General features: G+C 63.5%; 12 protein-coding genes and 1 pseudogene. 5 read left to right on the forward strand and 8 right to left on the reverse strand.

The window, feature by feature from the left end; translation table 11 throughout:
• Positions 1–2: 2 nt before the first annotated feature.
• From FOY91_RS02610 to FOY91_RS02620, 3 genes and pseudogenes are all read left to right on the forward strand, one after another.
• Positions 3–491: a TIR domain-containing protein gene (locus FOY91_RS02610; RefSeq protein ID WP_145147832.1), complete on the forward strand. Its 489-nt coding sequence runs from the start codon at positions 3–5 to the stop codon at positions 489–491.
• A 143-nt stretch (positions 492–634) separates the two neighbouring features.
• Positions 635–2,089, forward strand: coding sequence for a toll/interleukin-1 receptor domain-containing protein (locus tag FOY91_RS02615; RefSeq protein ID WP_145147834.1), 1,455 nt, complete (start codon positions 635–637; stop codon positions 2,087–2,089).
• A 381-nt stretch (positions 2,090–2,470) separates the two neighbouring features.
• Positions 2,471–3,102, forward strand: a pseudogene (locus FOY91_RS02620) (tyrosine-type recombinase/integrase).
• 180 nt (positions 3,103–3,282) lie between these two features.
• On the opposite strand, the gene qhpG reads toward FOY91_RS02620, so the two are convergent.
• The 7 genes from qhpG to FOY91_RS02655 form a co-directional block, all read right to left on the reverse strand.
• On the reverse strand, positions 3,283–4,665 hold the full coding sequence (gene qhpG, locus FOY91_RS02625; RefSeq protein ID WP_162527105.1) for a flavin-dependent monooxygenase QhpG: 1,383 nt from the start codon (positions 4,663–4,665) through the stop codon (positions 3,283–3,285).
• Positions 4,662–6,005: a radical SAM/SPASM domain-containing protein gene (locus FOY91_RS02630; RefSeq protein ID WP_145147838.1), complete on the reverse strand. Its 1,344-nt coding sequence runs from the start codon at positions 6,003–6,005 to the stop codon at positions 4,662–4,664. Before FOY91_RS02630 ends, qhpG begins: the two co-directional genes overlap by 4 nt.
• A gap of 4 nt (positions 6,006–6,009) precedes the next feature.
• On the reverse strand, positions 6,010–6,882 hold the full coding sequence (locus FOY91_RS02635; RefSeq protein ID WP_145147840.1) for a hypothetical protein: 873 nt from the start codon (positions 6,880–6,882) through the stop codon (positions 6,010–6,012).
• Positions 6,879–8,258 (reverse strand): hypothetical protein, encoded by a 1,380-nt coding sequence (locus FOY91_RS02640; protein ID WP_145147842.1) that lies wholly within the window; start codon positions 8,256–8,258, stop codon positions 6,879–6,881. The genes FOY91_RS02635 and FOY91_RS02640 overlap by 4 nt, the downstream gene beginning before the upstream one ends.
• Positions 8,255–9,694 carry a ferritin-like domain-containing protein gene (locus FOY91_RS02645; protein ID WP_162527106.1) on the reverse strand — a complete coding sequence of 480 codons (1,440 nt, stop codon included), beginning with the start codon at positions 9,692–9,694 and terminating at the stop codon, positions 8,255–8,257. The genes FOY91_RS02640 and FOY91_RS02645 overlap by 4 nt, the downstream gene beginning before the upstream one ends.
• 115 nt (positions 9,695–9,809) lie before the next feature.
• Complete coding sequence (locus tag FOY91_RS02650) at positions 9,810–10,046, reverse strand: hypothetical protein (RefSeq protein WP_145147845.1); 237 nt, start codon at positions 10,044–10,046, stop codon at positions 9,810–9,812.
• Positions 10,047–10,104: 58 nt separating this feature from the next.
• Positions 10,105–11,649, reverse strand: a complete 1,545-nt coding sequence (locus FOY91_RS02655) for a hypothetical protein (RefSeq protein ID WP_145147847.1) — start codon at positions 11,647–11,649, stop codon at positions 10,105–10,107.
• A 277-nt stretch (positions 11,650–11,926) separates the two neighbouring features.
• On the opposite strand from FOY91_RS02655, the gene FOY91_RS02660 reads away from it, so the two are divergent.
• Positions 11,927–12,247 carry a hypothetical protein gene (locus FOY91_RS02660; RefSeq protein WP_145147849.1) on the forward strand — a complete coding sequence of 107 codons (321 nt, stop codon included), beginning with the start codon at positions 11,927–11,929 and terminating at the stop codon, positions 12,245–12,247.
• 237 nt (positions 12,248–12,484) lie between these two features.
• Here FOY91_RS02660 and FOY91_RS02665 read toward each other — a convergent pair whose 3' ends face one another.
• The gene (locus FOY91_RS02665) at positions 12,485–13,489 is read right to left on the reverse strand and encodes a GGDEF domain-containing protein (protein WP_145147851.1); all 1,005 of its coding nucleotides are present in this window, start codon (positions 13,487–13,489) and stop codon (positions 12,485–12,487) included.
• A 284-nt stretch (positions 13,490–13,773) separates the two neighbouring features.
• On the opposite strand from FOY91_RS02665, the gene FOY91_RS02670 reads away from it, so the two are divergent.
• Positions 13,774–16,014 carry a ParB/RepB/Spo0J family partition protein gene (locus FOY91_RS02670; RefSeq protein WP_145147853.1) on the forward strand — a complete coding sequence of 747 codons (2,241 nt, stop codon included), beginning with the start codon at positions 13,774–13,776 and terminating at the stop codon, positions 16,012–16,014.
• The last annotated feature ends 93 nt before the right edge of the window (positions 16,015–16,107 follow it).

Below are 16,107 nucleotides of genomic sequence, written 5' to 3' on the forward strand. Positions count from 1 at the left end.
GCGTGGCGCGTCATACCTTCTTCAGCTTCCACCATCAGCGGGACGCCTGGCGCGCGGGTCAGGTGCGCAACAGCTGGGTGACCCAGGACAGGATCGACTCCGGCTTCTGGGACGCCGCCGCGTGGGAGGAGGTCAAGAGAAGGGACAAGGCCACGATCCATAAGTGGATCGATGAGCAGATGAAAGGCACGTCGGTCACGGTCGTCCTGATCGGCGCGGAGACGTCGACGCGCGAGCACGTCGGTTACGAGATCAGCCAGAGCCATACGCTCGGAAAGGGAATGCTCGGCGTCAACATCCACAATATCAAAAACGAGGATGGCCTCACCGACAAGAAGGGCGCCAACCCCTTCAGCAACTGGAGCATAACCCAGAACGGTCAGAAGGTGTCGCTCGCGACGCTCTATCCGACCTACGACTGGGTCTCGGACAACGGCCGAGCGAACATGGGCGCCTGGATCGAGGCCGCCGCCAAGAAGGCCGGCCGCTAGGCCTGGACCTCCCGCTGGCCGCGAGCTCCGCGTCTTTTTACCGTTCGACGATCGGGGATCACCACGCTCGAATCGGCACCCTGCCTTAAGACGAAGCCGCCACGCCATCTGCAAGACCTTCAATCAAAGGAATTCGAGGAATCATGGCCGACATTTTCCTGAGCTACCGCCGTGCCGACCGCAGCATCGCAGTCGATGAGCTCGCGCGCATTTTCGAGCGCGCAGGCTATTCGGTCTGGTATGCGCCCAAGGCGGATGTCTCCGACGAACTGGCCTCGCTCATGGATGAGGTCAGAGCGGCACGGTGCGTCGTGGGCCTCTGGTCCCGCACCGCCGGCCAATCGCCCTATGTGCTCGAGGAATTCGAGGCGGCGCATGCAGCGCGCAAGCTCTTGGCCGTCGAGACCGACGAGGCAAAGCTGCCCGCGCAGTTCCTCGACCGGATCGCGGGCAGACTCACCAATGTTTCGGCCATGACGCATGGGCCCGAATTGCCGCAGCTCCTACGAGGCATAGTCAAGATTATCGGCTTGCCGCCACGATACAAGGACGTCGAGGACCTGATCGCTAATACGCTCGACAACGATTTCGGGTTCTACAAGATCGGCAACATCACCATTCCCGCGAGGCCCATCCTCGGGATACCCAAGCAGCCTTTTGCGCCTCGGGACGTCGCGATCACGTTCGACGACGTCAATCATTGGGATAGAGAGACCTATCCCAAGATCCTCAATAAGCAGTTCCAACACCTGTTCGACACGGCGCTGTCCGACCATCACTTGAAAGCGGGCGGCCTAACCGACAACTCCTTGGCGCGCCTTGATTCCTGGGATCAGGCGCCTGAGGGGCAAGAGGACGAGCGCGGGCTCGTGACCTTCAACTTCTCAAAGACCAGCTACTTTCGGATCTGGGCCACGAACAGCGCGATCGACGTTCCCTTCGCCGACGAGAACGGGCGAGAGACGACCATTCGGAACTCGTTTTGCTATCAGCCCTATGGCGACCTGTCGAAGTCGGTTCTCGCGAACAACCCGGGGGTAGAAGTCGTGATTATCTCCGACACGCCCCAACAGACACCCCAGCGACAGGTCCTCATTCGCCGCCGCAGCGAGAAGGCCGCCGGCTATAAGGGCTGGTACCAGGTGTCCGCATCAGGCCACCTGTCGCTCGCGCATGGCGACGAAGAGGGACGCCCGTCACCCTTCGTCACGGCCATCCACGAGGCGAAGCAGGAAGTAGCGGACAGTCTCGAGCTCGATCCGGACGACTACAAGATGGTCGGCCTTTTGTTGAAAGCACAGGATCTCCATCCCTCGTTTCACGGCTATATCGTCACCGACCGGGCCGCGGACGAGCTCAAGGTCGAGTTCTGCCGCGACGACTGGGAAGGCCTCAAGTCCGCAATCGCCTTCGATCCCGATACGGTCTTCACGCACATCGCCGAGAACAAATGGTATCCGCTGAGCGCCATGGCGATGATCGCAGCGCTCCAGGCATTTTATCCGCCGAGCGAGGTTCGCGAGGCCGCACTCCGCGTGAAGGTCAAGCGCGCCCAGGACTTCTACCTCGTGCACAACGCCGGAACTGACCCCAATTAGGACATCAGCAGCCGCCTGACGTGATGTGTTGGACGACCTCCGCACCAGCTTAGCCGTGTAATTAACTGGTCGTTGGGAATCGCGACTTAGTCCCACAGCCAGAGGATGTCCCTAGCCCTCTAACTTGGTGAACGAAGGACCGCTTTCAGGTTGCAGACAGGGGCCGTCGAACGGCGGATTTGTCGGCAGTTCCCGCCGGGCGGCGGCCTGAAGCAGCCCGAATGACTGCTCCTGTCAGACTGCGATGTTCGTGCAGCCAGAAGCGAACGTTTCAATCTGGTCGCGAGCAGCGAGCCGCCGCATCCGAATCGTCGGCCTTGATGATCGTCGTCGCGCCGGGCGCAATCTCATGTTGGCCAATTCGGCCACAGGAGAGATACCATGGAAGATTCGAAGGCTGAGCCGGCTGCCATCCTCCGGCGGGCATGGAATGCGGGGAAGATGGTCGGCGCAAAGCGAGCATTGAAACCAAAGCAAATATGGGAGATTCGATTTTACCTCAACCAGCACCGACGGCTGCGCGATCGGGCGCTTTTCGATCTCGCGATCGATAGCAAGCTTCGCGGCTGCGATGTCGTGAGTGTGAAGATCGGCGATCTGGTCAGCGGCGGACAGGTTCGACCACGCGCGTCGGTGGTGCAGCAAAAAACAGGGCGCCCCGTTCAATTTGAGCTCCTTCCTGACGCCAGGGGCAGCCTTTTGGCTGGCTTGAGCGCCGTGGCGGTACCCTTGCCGATTACGTTTTCCCGAGCCGCGTTGATCATTCCGACCACCTCAGCACTCGACAGTATGCTCGGCTCGTCGATGAGTGGGTATCGGGGATCGGCCTACAGCGCGAGGAGTACGGCACTCATTCCCTCAGACGAACAAAGGCCTCGATCATCTACAAAGCGACCGGGACTTTGCGGGCCGTTCAGATCCTGCTCGGACACAGCAAGATCGAGAACGCCGTTCGGTATCTCGGCGTCGACATCGAGGATGCGCTCGCCCTAGCGGAGGGCACAGAGATTTGACCCCTTCGGCTCTTGGCCACCGGCTAGGAGCCGATCTGCCTGGTCCTGAGACCCGGGCCAGTCTGGACCCGACGCCGCCGCCTGGCTACAATCTGCGAATCGCTGGAACAGCAAATCGCGTGATCGCCATCTGGGGACTTTGCCGCCGTTCGCCATTGAAATGCCGAATGGCAGCTCTTCTCAAAAGCCGACGACTCCCCTCTCGATGAGCCAGCCGCAGATCCGGTCGGCTTGAGTTCCCGCTTGCCCGCGCACGAGTGCCTCCAGCAGGTCCCCGACCGTTTCGCTATCCACGATCGCTGGTACGATCATGTCGATCGGAATGCCGCCGAGGAAGGCCACAGGCTCCGCCTCGGTCCCGGCCAAGACCGCCAGGCGCGGCTCGACGAAATCACCGCACAGACAGGGGACCTCTACGACGCGGCTTCGGTCCAGATGGATGGGCGTCGATGCGACTGGCTTGGGACCGCTCATGGGATGCGCCTCGACCCGCGCTACCGCCGCGCCGCCCGCACACCGCGACCGCCAGAACGGCTTCTCGGCGTGGACGCTCCGGCCGTAGATCTCTGTGGTCGCGACGGCATGCGTCCAGGCCGATCGCTCCAACCTCTCCTCATAGTATTTCCGCGCAACGGCTTGGGAGCCGGGCCGGCGAAGGATGGTGTTGACCACGACGGACGCACTACGGGCCGACTGGATGCAGTGCTGGACGCCCAACGAGGCTAGCGGGTCGAAGCTCTGCGCCGCCTCTCCGACCTTGATATAGTCCGGGCCCACTGCCTCCTCGTCGAGCCAGGCACTGGCGTCGCACGCGGTTACCTGGCCGCAGGATAGGACGGTTCCGAATGAAGGCAGGAGATCCGTGTCGGCCAGCCCGTCGAGATAAATCTGGCGCAGATCCCCTCGGCTCCGTGGCAAGGCATGGCGATCGGTGAACAGCGTAGCGTTGAAGCCCAGATCCGCGACCGGTGCGCCCCAAGCCCAAACGCCCTCGCCGGCCGCGACGCGGGGTCGATCCGGGAGACCCGCGCCGCTCCAATAGGCATAGAGCGCGATTGTCCGCGGTCCCTGCCAACGGCGCAATTTCGGCAACAGGCCCCGCCGACCAGCCGCATCGACCAAGAAGTTGGCCCCACGAACCTGGCCATCCGCGAGCATAACGCTCCAACCTCCTTCTGACCGACGGATGGCGGTGGTGGCGCGCCGTCCGAGATCGACGACGACACCCGCCTCCCGGCAGATCTCCCCCAGTGCCGCATCGAAGCGGCCCCGGTCTAACGTCGCCGCGCCCGGCGGTGCGTCCCTCGTGATCCAGCTTTCCGATGCCCAGCGCTCGTCGCACCGCGAAAACCGACGCCAGCCTGCACGATAAAGCACTCCTTCGAGGCCTAAGTCGTGGAGCTGGCGGAGAACGGCCACGCTGATCGCCTCTCCTACATGGGGTCTGGCGCCAGCATGCTCCTCGATCAGGCGGACCGACAAGCCCAGACGACACAGCGCCAGCGCGCTGATGCACCCGGCCGGACCGCCGCCGACGACGATCACGTCGGTAAGGCCAGTCACCGCGCCAGTTGGTCGATGAAGTCGGGCCTCGTCCGCGAGAGGCGGCCATAGGCCCCTATCGCGTAATGCAGCCAGCCACGGATGAAGTCGCAGGCCGGACGGCCACGGCTCAGTGTTTCGTGATGGCAACCGCCAGCGCAGAGGTAGCGAGCCCAGCACGAACGGCATCCAGGCTGAGCGTGCACGTGCCGCTCGTTCAGCCAGACGTCCTGCCGTTCCCGATCGACGCCGTCCGCAAGCGTGCCCATCGCACCTTCCGGCGCATCGACAAAGCGGTGGCAGGCGGCCAACTCACCTTCCGCGGACACGCCAAAGTAGCCGGCCCCGGCACCACAGGGATAGGGGCGGTGAGTCCCGCGGTGGATCTCGCGAAGCGCGTTGAGGAGGTTCAGGAACGGATAGCGCTCCCCGGCGGCGGTCCTTGCCTCGAACTCCTGGCCGCAGGAGACCATCTGCTCGAGCATCGAGTGCAGGTGCCCCTCCTGCATCTCATCCTCCTCGCCGGGCGCGGAAAGCATGGGCGAGAACCCGACGCTGTGGAAGCCGAGAGCCGTGAAGTGATTCAGCATCGGCAGCAGGTCGAGATTCCGCGGCGTGACCGTCACGCGGGCCGAGACCTGGCAGCCACGCGCGCGGCCGAGCAGTGGGGAAATGCGCTCCATGATCCGCGCGTAGCTTCCGCGGCCACCCTTGAAGGGACGCTGCAGGTCGTGGTCACCGCCGACACCGTCGAGACTGACGGTGACGGCGAAGCGGTGCGCGTCAAACAGCTCGATGTCGCGATCGGAAACGAGGGTGCCGTTGGTGGTGATGGAGAAGGAAACGGCGATACCGCGCCGCGCCGCTTCCTCGACCGCGTAACGGGTCGACGCATGCACGACGTCGCGACCCATGAGCGGCTCGCCACCCAGAAAAGCGACGTTGACCCGCTCGCCGGGAAGGGTCTCCCGCAGCAGCATGTCGATCGCGGCCTGCGCGGTCGCCAGGTCCATCCCCTTGGGCGACCCACCGAACGACCCACCCTGGGCGTAACAGTAGCCGCAGCCGAGATTGCAACTCTGAGCAACCGCGAGCGAGATCGCCCGCACGCGTCGATCGTCCGGGGTCGACGCGCAGCGGTCCACGCGAGGCTCGAGACCGAGGCGCGCCAGAATCGCAGCGGTGGCAGCACCATCTTCGGACGAGCCGGCCAGCGTCAACTCGTCGGCGAGCGCCTCGTCGATGTCGAACAGTTGGCTGCCGTCCGGAAGGAGGAGCTGAGCACCACCCTCCGATCGGAGCACATGGGCGTCGCGTGAGCGGGGGCGCGAGGCGTCGATGATGGCAGTTGCCGTGTTCATCGGGCTACGACCGATCCAACCGGTCCTGCTCCTCAGACCCACCAACGACGAACTTCAGGTATCCCTGCCAGTTCCGGAACAACTGCTCGTAGCTCCAAACCGCGCCGTCCTTGCGGTCGTCGAGGATGTAGCCGCCGCCTGCCGGCCGCTCGATCGCCATCCAGTTGTCGCCCACACTGGTGCCGTCCGGGCCATCGACCACGTTCACGAAATCGGGCCGGCTCGCGGCCCAGTAGTAGCAGGCGCATTCCCGATAGTCGTTCTGCCAAGGTGAACAGAGGCCTTGCGTGAGCTCGCCGGGCTCGATGAGTTCCTTCGACAGCGTGGCCATCGGCTTGCCGTCCACAGAACTGCTCTCGAAGATCGGGCGCACCTTGAGCTTAACCTTCAACAGCTTGGCGACGTCCGACGGATCCTCCGGCATCAGAACCTCCTCTGGTGACGGTTCCGCCGTAAAGTAGCCAAAGACAGACCGTCCCTGGGCTTCGTGAATGCGCGCCAAGCTGTTCGCCCATTCCATAAAGGAGACGCCGTTCTTGTTGAACGCAGACGCGAGGGGCGCCGGACCGGTCCCGGGTCTCTGGGTTCCAGTCGTCTCCACGACCATCGGCAGGACTCCGGTAGCGGCGTGGGAATCCTCGATCGCCAACAGACGGTGACCCTTGAGGTCTACAAGCTGATCCGACCCCTCAAGCACGAGATTGTGGCACTCGATCAGTGTCAAATCCTCGAAGATCCTGCGCCAGATCACACGGAAGTCGAATTCCAGGCCGGGAAAACAGTTGGAAATGGCAGTGACTGGCAGCGTGTTCCAAGGGTTGCCGCGGCCCTTGTAGTTTAGCTGCGCCGCGAGATTGCTCGGAGAGATCTTCGTCATGCGGACACCTCGGTCGGATCGGTAAACAGGCTGCCCATGGCCGCGGAGACGACCGCGTCGATCTGCCGGCGGGTAAGGACAAGGTGGCGTCCATCGGCGCCGCGCATCATGGCGGGCATTTTGCGGCGTCCGAGATCGCTCAGATCCCCCACCTGCTCGGGGCGGCGCAATGCGTCTCCGAACCAGGCACCCGTGCCGCTGCGCAACGCAGCCAGCACGTTCTGGTGCAACGCGAGGATAGCGCGGTTGTCAACAATTGCCGGCGCCATGATCGGCTCGAAAAATCGACTGAAGTCGTTCGAGTCCTGGCGGACCATCGTGCTCGCCTGATCTGTCCGCCCTTTAACCGTGTTGCCGTTAAGTGCCGTGGTATTGAACAACCGCACGGTCTCAACGGCACGTCGAAGTATCTCCTCCGCATCCGCGAGCGTCGCGAGCCCGTCGTGATCGACACCGAAGGCAATCTGCTCGAGTTCATCGGCGACGGTGCGGATCGGGATCGTGTCAGGTGCAAAGGTGGGAGGCCCCGACCCGATGCGGCCGAATGCGCTGAGAGTCTTTCCGTCGATCACAAGGGACACCGCGACTACCCCGTCGCACTCGTCGTCGAAGTAGCCGCGACTAAGATTGTTGCTGTCCTGGGTGAATATGGTCCCCGGATTCGTCAGCAGATGCGGATCCGTCTTGCTCTCATCGTAGCCAAGCCAGTCCCCCTTGCGCGGGTCGTAGATTATGCGATCAGCGGGAACGTTGTCGTCCGTGTGCGGCGGGTCGGGCTTCTTCGTGTCGTAGACCGAGCCAGTGGGGCTTGCGCCGTAGACGTGCCCGGCCGCAGGCGTAAACCTCAATCGAATCTCCGGAAATTCCTCGGTCGGACGAACGTATTGCGCCCAGCCCAAGGGCAACGTCATCCCATCGCGGAAGTTGGGACAGGTGGCGTCGATGCTGTGCCGGGCGTGGTCATCGACCTTCAGGATAGCCTCTATCCTGTCGTTCTCATCGAACGTGCGACGCTCGATCTTTCGGCAACCCACATGCACGGTCCAGCTAACATCTCCCGCGTCGAGACCGAGCGCCTTCAGCAGATCGATAGTCAGCGGCTCGAGCACGTCGTCCGCCGTTCTGGCGAACACTTCGAGAAATGGCGCGACCGGCCGCACCTCGTCTCCGTCGCGGAACTTGATCCTCGCGGGCGTGTAGGCCCGGACGATCTCCCCGCTATCCTGGTTCAGCTCGAACGTCTCGTCGGGAACGACCTTGCGATAGCCGAGCGCCTCGTCGCCCACCTCCAGCCGATAGCTCTCTAGCGGAGTCGAGGACGCGCCCAAGCGCGCCACCGAGAGCGGAGGCAATATGCGGAGCTCCGTGATGGTCATGCCCGTCCTCCCACGTTGTAAACGGCGCCGGGCCCTTGACTTCCGCGACGCGCTGCCTCGAAGGTCGCGGTTGCCTGCTCGTCGAGCGCGAGCAGCGAATCCAGATAGTCATCGGAACCAGACCCGGCGGTGCTGCGGACCTGTTCGATCAGCCCCTTCGAAGCCTGCAGCAGGTCGATGTGCTGATGCCACACGTCGCGGTCGAGCACCGGTAGGTTCATGGAATAGGGCAGCTCGAAGCTCGGAGCCGCACGCGCATCTGTCGCGGGATCGTCGGCTGGCATCGAGACGAGAATGCTGGCGAGGGTCCGCAGGTTATACATCTCACCGAACGCCCTGTTTAGCACAGCTCCGCGCGACAGACCCTCGGCTTGGCCATGGTCGCCGGAAATCCGGAAGCTATGCGCGATGTAGGCCAGGAGCATCCGATAGCGCAGGTTCAGCAGCCGGGCCCAGACGCGCGCCTCGGGATGGCCGATGTAGTTCGTTCCGGGCACCGCACCCGCATCTCCAACCGCGCGAGGATTGGAGATCACGGGTCGGCAGGGGTTCCAGTCGGTGACACCCTCAATTTCCAGGAACAGCTCCATGAAACGCTCGAAGTGCGAAGGGGCGGAATCCTTCGCGTCGCTGTGCGAGGCCTCCCCTTGCTCGGCAACGGCCGAAAGGGCCAGCAGTGCGGTGGAGCGGGAGTAGGCGGTGTAGATCAGCACATCCGGCACCTTGTCGCCGGGCTTCGTCGCGCCTCTGGCTCCCTGCGAATGCCCACGTCCATACTCCGCGAAGCTCGCTTGGAAGCTGAGGGTATCCGCATGGAAGACCTCGTCCGCGATCAGGGTCTTGTCACCTAGCAGAGCCTTCAACGTGTCGTAGATCTGACCGACTCTCTTGAAGTCGCTCGCACCGCCCGGGAACGCGATCTTCTGGATCTCATCGCGACGAGCGGCCCAGACGTCCGGCCATTCCTCGGGGCTCTCAATGCACACGTAGCGCGCGATGAGTCCGACGCTCAATGGCTCCAGCGAGAAGGGAAAGGGGTAGAAGGGGATGTCCCAAGGGAAATCATCCCGTTCAAGGTTCAGCGGTCCGCCGATGAGCTTCAGCAGGTTCTGAACTGTCACAAGGTGTCCCATCTCCTCACGCGCGATTCCAAGGAGGGTCGCCTGCCAGCGCGCCACGAGCGGGCGATGGGCCTCCGGCACCTGAGGACCGCCGAGCGAATAGGCGGCGAAAAGGTATTGGACGAGGAGGCCGTGCTCGATCTCCGCCGCGACATGAAGCAGGAATATCGCGTAGTCGCGTGCAGAGAAGCCATCAGGAATATCGACGCGCTTCGTGCGCCCCGCGGCTGCGCCCACGCCCTTGGAAAAGGTATGCACCTGCGCGACGTCGGCCTCGTGGGCCTGATCGAGGATCCGCTGCAGCTGGAACGTCACACGACTTCGCATTCGGAAATCCCCCCAAGCCAGTTTTCTCTACGCGTGACGTCCCATCGGAGAGCGGGACGTGCACGATCGCACAACGATCAGCACCGACCAGTCGTCGGATGCGCTAGTCGTCGTGGACCGCGCGCCAGTCCGCCAGGAGCAGGATGTAGTCCCGCATCTCCCCGAACGCGGTGATCCGGCGTCCGACCAATTTCTCAAGCACGGGGTCGCTGAAGGCGTTCGCACCCGGCCGCCGCAGAACGAAACGGCCGGCCGCGGTATCGAGATAGATGCCGCGACGCTCGCTCTTCGAGCCAGGCGCGAGCAACCCGGACGTGACGAGGCCAGTGAGTTCCTCCATGGGACGAGCCTAATGCACCTGCGTCCGGAATGGTATCGCGGCGCACCGGTAGAAGTGGTCACCGGCTCACCACGGTCGATACGCGCACGACCTGGCCACCCTGGACACGCCCCACGAGGAGCTTGACGGGCCGGACCGGAGCATCGTCGGGACACGGGATGCGGACGAACGCGACGACGTAGCCGTCGCTCGCGTCCTGCATCTCCTTGAGCGAATATGCGAGGAAGCCCTGATCCGGAAAACGCAGGCGAAATCCGAGCACCGGCCCGACGCGCTCGCGTTCACCATCTATGTGGGCACGCAACTGGCCGATAATGAGGTCCGAGGCCATCCCGTCGTTCGTTACGAGATCCGGTTCGGATGCCAGCAGGGAAACGCCTTGGCGTGCGAGCAACAGGCGCCTGTCCACCCGGGTCGCGCGCTTGGCGACCGATTCCGCTGTTCCGGGAGGCGCCTTCGTCGCGGTCGGTATCTCGACCGGGACCACAGACGCGTCGCCATAGAGGTTGAACTGCGCGAGTGTCTTCAGATCCTCGGGGCCAGCCGGAGACGCGGCACGCACAAAGCGCTGTCGGGCCTCAAGAGCCGCACGTCCGGTCGACGCGCCAGCGAGGACCTCCATGATGAAAAACTGCGTGATCAGATCCGCCTGGCCGTTGCCGGACGCCGGACCGTAGGCAATCGTGGTGCCGGCCCACATGCCGATTGCGCCCGCCTCGAGATAGATGTTGCACGTTGGCGCGACCGGCTGGACCGCGCTAGTCGCGTAGAGTTCGGCGCCATAGCAGCACTCAGCTGTGACGACCGCCCCCTCGGTCACATTTCCCGCCAGATCCTGGCTGTTTAATGCCGGCGGATACTGCGTGCCACGCTGACCGTAGAACTGAGGATCCACGGACGCGCCATGGCAATTGTAGAAGTGCACCAGGCGGGCCAAGCGCGCGCCGGGCCATGGCCGCCCCGCTGGCGGAACCAGCTGGAGGTCGCTGTCCGAGCCAAACATGTTCCTAGCCGACAGCTGGGTCGAATCCTTCCACACCTCGGCCGATACCGCATGATAGTCCTGGAAGTCGGCGCGGGGCCGCGGCTGATGGCGGATGACCGCATCGATCAGGTCCAACAGCCGCTGCGGATCCTGCGCACCGGTCCGGTCCGGAAGGCGACTGACGACCCTAGTGGGACCTTTGTAAGCGGAGATGTCCTGGCCGTAAGGAGTGTCACAGGCATAGGGCAGGTCGCCAAACGCGTGTTCGTCCGGATCGTCGCCGCCGGGGCCCCTGTATAGCGGGTTCAGCATGTCCTGGTGCGGGATCACGTCGATGGAACCCAGGATAACGATGTAGTCGGGCGCGAAGGCGCGATAGACGTCGTCGATTGCCTGCTTGTTCTGCGCGCAGTCGAGAGCGTTCGTTACCGCAGGTCCGCCGGCAGCCTGCATGGCGGCTGCATCGTCGACGGCGACCACTTCGGTGACCAATCCGCGCTGCAGGTCGGCCTGGACCCAGCGCGTGAGCGCGGCGTGGACGTTGGCATCGGCCGCGCCATACTTGCCGTGGAGCGCGCCGAAGTTGGTGACGATGACCTTGTCAACTTTTCCCGGCATCTCCCGCCCCCCGACAAGTGCAGACAGTGACCAGTCATCGCGAAAACGCCGAAATTTGACGGCACCGAACGAGAATCGGAGTCGCAAATTAGGCGGGCAATGCTTGTTCTTGTTACGAAGAATGTCGTTATGGGACAACAATAATCGCGACCGAACCGTTACGAACCGCCGTTTTTGCTAAGGTGTCTAGGTTGAGGCAGATGCACCGCGCGCGTCGTCGTCAGCATCGCAGGTCTCATCGACCTGGGGTGTGAGCGCCAGATGTTTCACTCCCGAGATGATCAACACAATCATTCGCGGCACCGCACCGACCGGCGTCACGGCCCAAACCATTGTTGCGCCAAACTTTATGAAACCAGATCCCGGCGATCAGCGGCCAACCGTCCCTGCCGAATGCCCTGTACCCGCCGTCGTTTCTGGGCCGAAAGCCGTCGTTCGCATTGACGGCGCTAAATGTCTTGAGCTGGTCGCTTCGAGCCTTTCCCGAAAGGGAAGGTTTAGCGAGACATCCGGGCAGTTTGGGCCGATCGCCTACGTTACGGCAGACCGGCTTTCCCGAAACCTGTTCCCAAATGATTTTCCCGAAATTGCCCGTTGAATATGGAGAAACGGGACGTCCGCAAACGAGGGTTTGCGTGACGATCGCTAGTCCTGTTCGATCGTGGGCGATCCATGTCACGCAACCCGTCACTCGATCTATGCGCCGCAAAGGCTGCTTAGCGTACGATTCCGAACATCCTCTCACCGGTCCCCTTTCCGGCAAAGGTCGACCGGTCACTCTCGATGACGTCGAGCGACAAGCGACTGCCGTACAGGATGGCCTCACGGTCCTCGACTATAAGGTTGCCACGATTACCGGAGGGCGCTCTTCACCGAGTACCATGTTCCTCCCTTCCGCTTTAGCACGATAGAGACACGCGTCAGCCCGATGGATAGCGGCAACGCTGGCGGCGTGATTACCGGTGGCGACTGCAACCCCGGCCGAGAACGTGATCGTTCCGAGCGGCTCGTCCGTCTCACGCAATTTGAAATCCCGGATTGCGAGGTCTTCCCGCGCTTTGTCGAGCAAGGTTATGCCGATGCTCGGATCATCGCCTGCGACGATAAGCAGGAACTCCTCGCCGCCCCAGCGGCCTACGAAATGCGGCTCGCAACTGCTCTTCAGGGACGATGCAACCATCTTCAACACCCGGTCCCCGACCCCGTGGCCGTAGCGGTCGTTGATGGATTTGAAGCGGTCGACGTCGCATATACCGATCACCCGGGAGACGCCACGCTCGGCTATTTGGCGCAGGTGCCGTTCGATCGAACGCCGGTTTCCCAGGCCGGTCAGCTGATCGCGTTCGGCGTCGTCGCGCGCAGCCTCGAGTTGTTGTCGGAGGGAGTCGACTTCCCTGACTGCGGCATTGAGATCATCCTCCGCTCGCTTAGAGCGCTCGATCATCCGAGTGACGATCTGAACAGTGCGGACGGCACCTTCGTCCAGTGCCTCGGCTTCCGCACTCAGGTCACGTGTAAACTCACCTGTTGCAGCCGCTGCGGATGAAGCGACCTCGCCGAGCTTGATGGCCTGATGACGCAGTGCGTCGTGCCCGGGATCGTCCTCCACCTGGTCGGTGCGAGGACTTCCTCCGGCATACAGCCCGACGATCTCGTTTGCCTCCTCCTGCCTGATGCGGATGCCGCCATCCGTAATCGCATTTACGGCCCTGCCTATAGGGGAGCGCGGCTGCGAGATTGCGATATAGGCAAGCGTGTAGTTTTGCGGCGTGGGCGGGAGGCGTTGCCTCGCCAGAAAGGCAAGTGCGTCTTCACCACTCACCTGACCAACTTTCAGCATCAACGACCTCAAAGCAACGCGTATGACGACCAAGCTATAGCAGGACGGTTAACAAGAAGCGTTCCTAAATCATGTTTGGAGACATTAGTACGGAGCCGTGACGACGATGCTTTCCTTATAAGAGAGCACGAACTCGTCGATAGCGCGTGATCTGGACTGGAACATCCATCCGGACGCTTGATCCGACATACCACCTGCGGTTGGCGGCCCCGGGGCGTTAAAGGAGAGGGGGAAGGGAGATGATGTCCGGAATAAGCCGGATCACAGAATAAGGTGTTGCCATCATGTCCCAGATCCAGACCGTGAAACTTGCCAAACTGACGCTCTCCGACATCAACGTGCGGAAAGCCGGCGATGATCTCCTCGAGCAGTTCGCCGCCGATATCTCCGCCCGCGGCATCCTCCAGAACCTTATTGTCACGCCCGTCCGCAAGCCCCGCGGATCGTTCGCCGTCATCGCTGGCAGCCGTCGCTTTCGCGCCCTGATGCTGCTCGCCGAACGCGGCGATGTCGCGGTGGCCGACTATGACGTGCCCGTCCTGGTGCTGACCGCCGACGATGCGACGCTGTCCGAAACCTCGCTCGCCGAGAACTTCCAGCGTCTCGCCATGACGCCGGCCGACGAATGCCGCGCCTTCCAGCACTTCCTGGGCGAGAATGGCGACATCGACGCGGTCGCCAAGCGGTTCGGCCTGACCCGCCGCTTCATCGAGGGCCGCCTGCGTCTCGCCAGCCTCGCCGAGCCGATCTTCGACGCGCTCGCCAGCGGAAAGATCACGCTTGACCTCGCCAAGGCCTATGCCTCGACCGCGAGCCACGAGCGCCAGCTGATGGTCTGGAACAGCTACGGCAACAGCAGCTACCACAGCGCCGACACCATCCGCCGGGTGATCGCCAACGAGGCGATGAAGTCCAACGATCCGATCGCGCGACTGGTCGGCGCCGACGCCTATGCAGTGGCAGGCGGCGTCGTCGACCGCGACCTGTTCAGCGACAGCGGCGACCGCTGGACCAACCCCGAGATTGCCCAGACACTCGCCGCCGCGTTGATGGAAGCCGAGGCCAAGCGCGTCGGTGACGAGCTGGGGCTGGCCTGGATCCGCCCGATCGCCACCAACAGCACCTGGGAGGCGGCGCGCAGCCTGTTCCGGGTCAACCTGCCGACGCAGCCGATGACCGACGAGGAGGCCACGCGCCTCGACGAGATCGAGACACGCATCGGTGTCCTCCAGGATGAGATGGAGAACGAGGATCTGGACGAGGACGCGTTCAAGCTGCTCGATGCCGAGCACGACACGCTCCACGAGGAACTAGAGGCCCTTCAGCGCCGTCCAAAGATCCTGCCGGCTGAACTTGCGCCCCGTATCGGCACCTTCCTGGTCCTCACCCAGAACGGCGAGATGGAGCTGGACGACAGCTACTATAGCGAGACGCCGCTCACCGTCTCCATGATCGAGCCCGACGAGCGGGGTGACAGCGAAGGCGACGATGCCACGATCGAAGGCGGCGATGAAGCCGGCGACCGCCCTGAAGGGCTCGGCATCACCTTCCGCATCGAGGAAGGCAGCACGACCGGCAGCACCGGCAAACCGGCCGTCGATCCGGACGCTGCGGCTCCCGGCGGCAAGGCGCTCAGCCAGGTCCTGCTCGATCAGCTCGCCGTGCAGCGGCGCGACGTGCTCGGTGCGGCGATGATCGCCAATCCGGGGCTGGCGCTCGACTATATGCTGTTTGCGATGGCCGATGGCCGCTCCGGCGCCTCGTCGGGCAGTGGCACGACGATCAGCGCGTCGAGCCCGCAGGACCCGGTGCTGTCGAACAACGTGCCGGCATCGCGTGCGCGCGACTATCTCGCCGAGGTTCATGACGGGCTCGATGCGACGTGGCAGGAGTCCGGCGACAAGGTGGCGCGCTTCGAGGCGTTCCGCATTCTCGACGACGAGGTCAAGGCGGCATGGCTCGCATGGGTCGTGGCAACGTCGCTGCAGGCCAAGGAGGTATACGGCTCGCACCGCCAGAACCCGCTGCAGAACCGGCTCGCGTCGATCCTCGAGGTCGATGTCGCCTCCTGGTGGCGTCCGACCAGCGAAAACTTCTTCGACCGCGTGTCGAAGGGTGCGCTGCTCTCGCTGCTCGACGAGGTCGGCGGTCCCGCTTTGTCCGGTCGTCACGCCAGCAGCAAGAAGACCGAGATCTCGGCGTCCTGCCAGAAGCTGTTCGCCGGCGAGGCCATGGTCGAGGTTGAGGTCAGGCAAGCGGCACTGGCCTGGGTGCCCACGGCGATGCGGTTCAACGACACCGGCAGCGATGCCGATGATGACGGCGACGGTGACGTCGAGGGTGCCGAGAACAGCGAGGCCGATGACGGTGAGATCGGCGACGATCTGGCCGTCCTGATCGGGGGTCCGGATGATGGCGAAGCGGAAGACGGCGTGGATGCCGGCGAGATCGCGACCGACGAACCATCGGGCCTCGGGCACGAGAACGACGACAACGTGAACGACGAGCTGGTCGCGGCCGAATAGCGGCTCCGACACCGCACCTGGGCACCTCGCCGCCGGCGTCTCCACCAGCGAGACGCCGGCGGTGCCTTTTCCATCGCCAGAGCAGGAGAGCGC

It is taken from the genome of Alterirhizorhabdus solaris, from assembly GCF_007785815.1.
GTDB lineage: Bacteria > Pseudomonadota > Alphaproteobacteria > Sphingomonadales > Sphingomonadaceae > Alterirhizorhabdus > Alterirhizorhabdus solaris.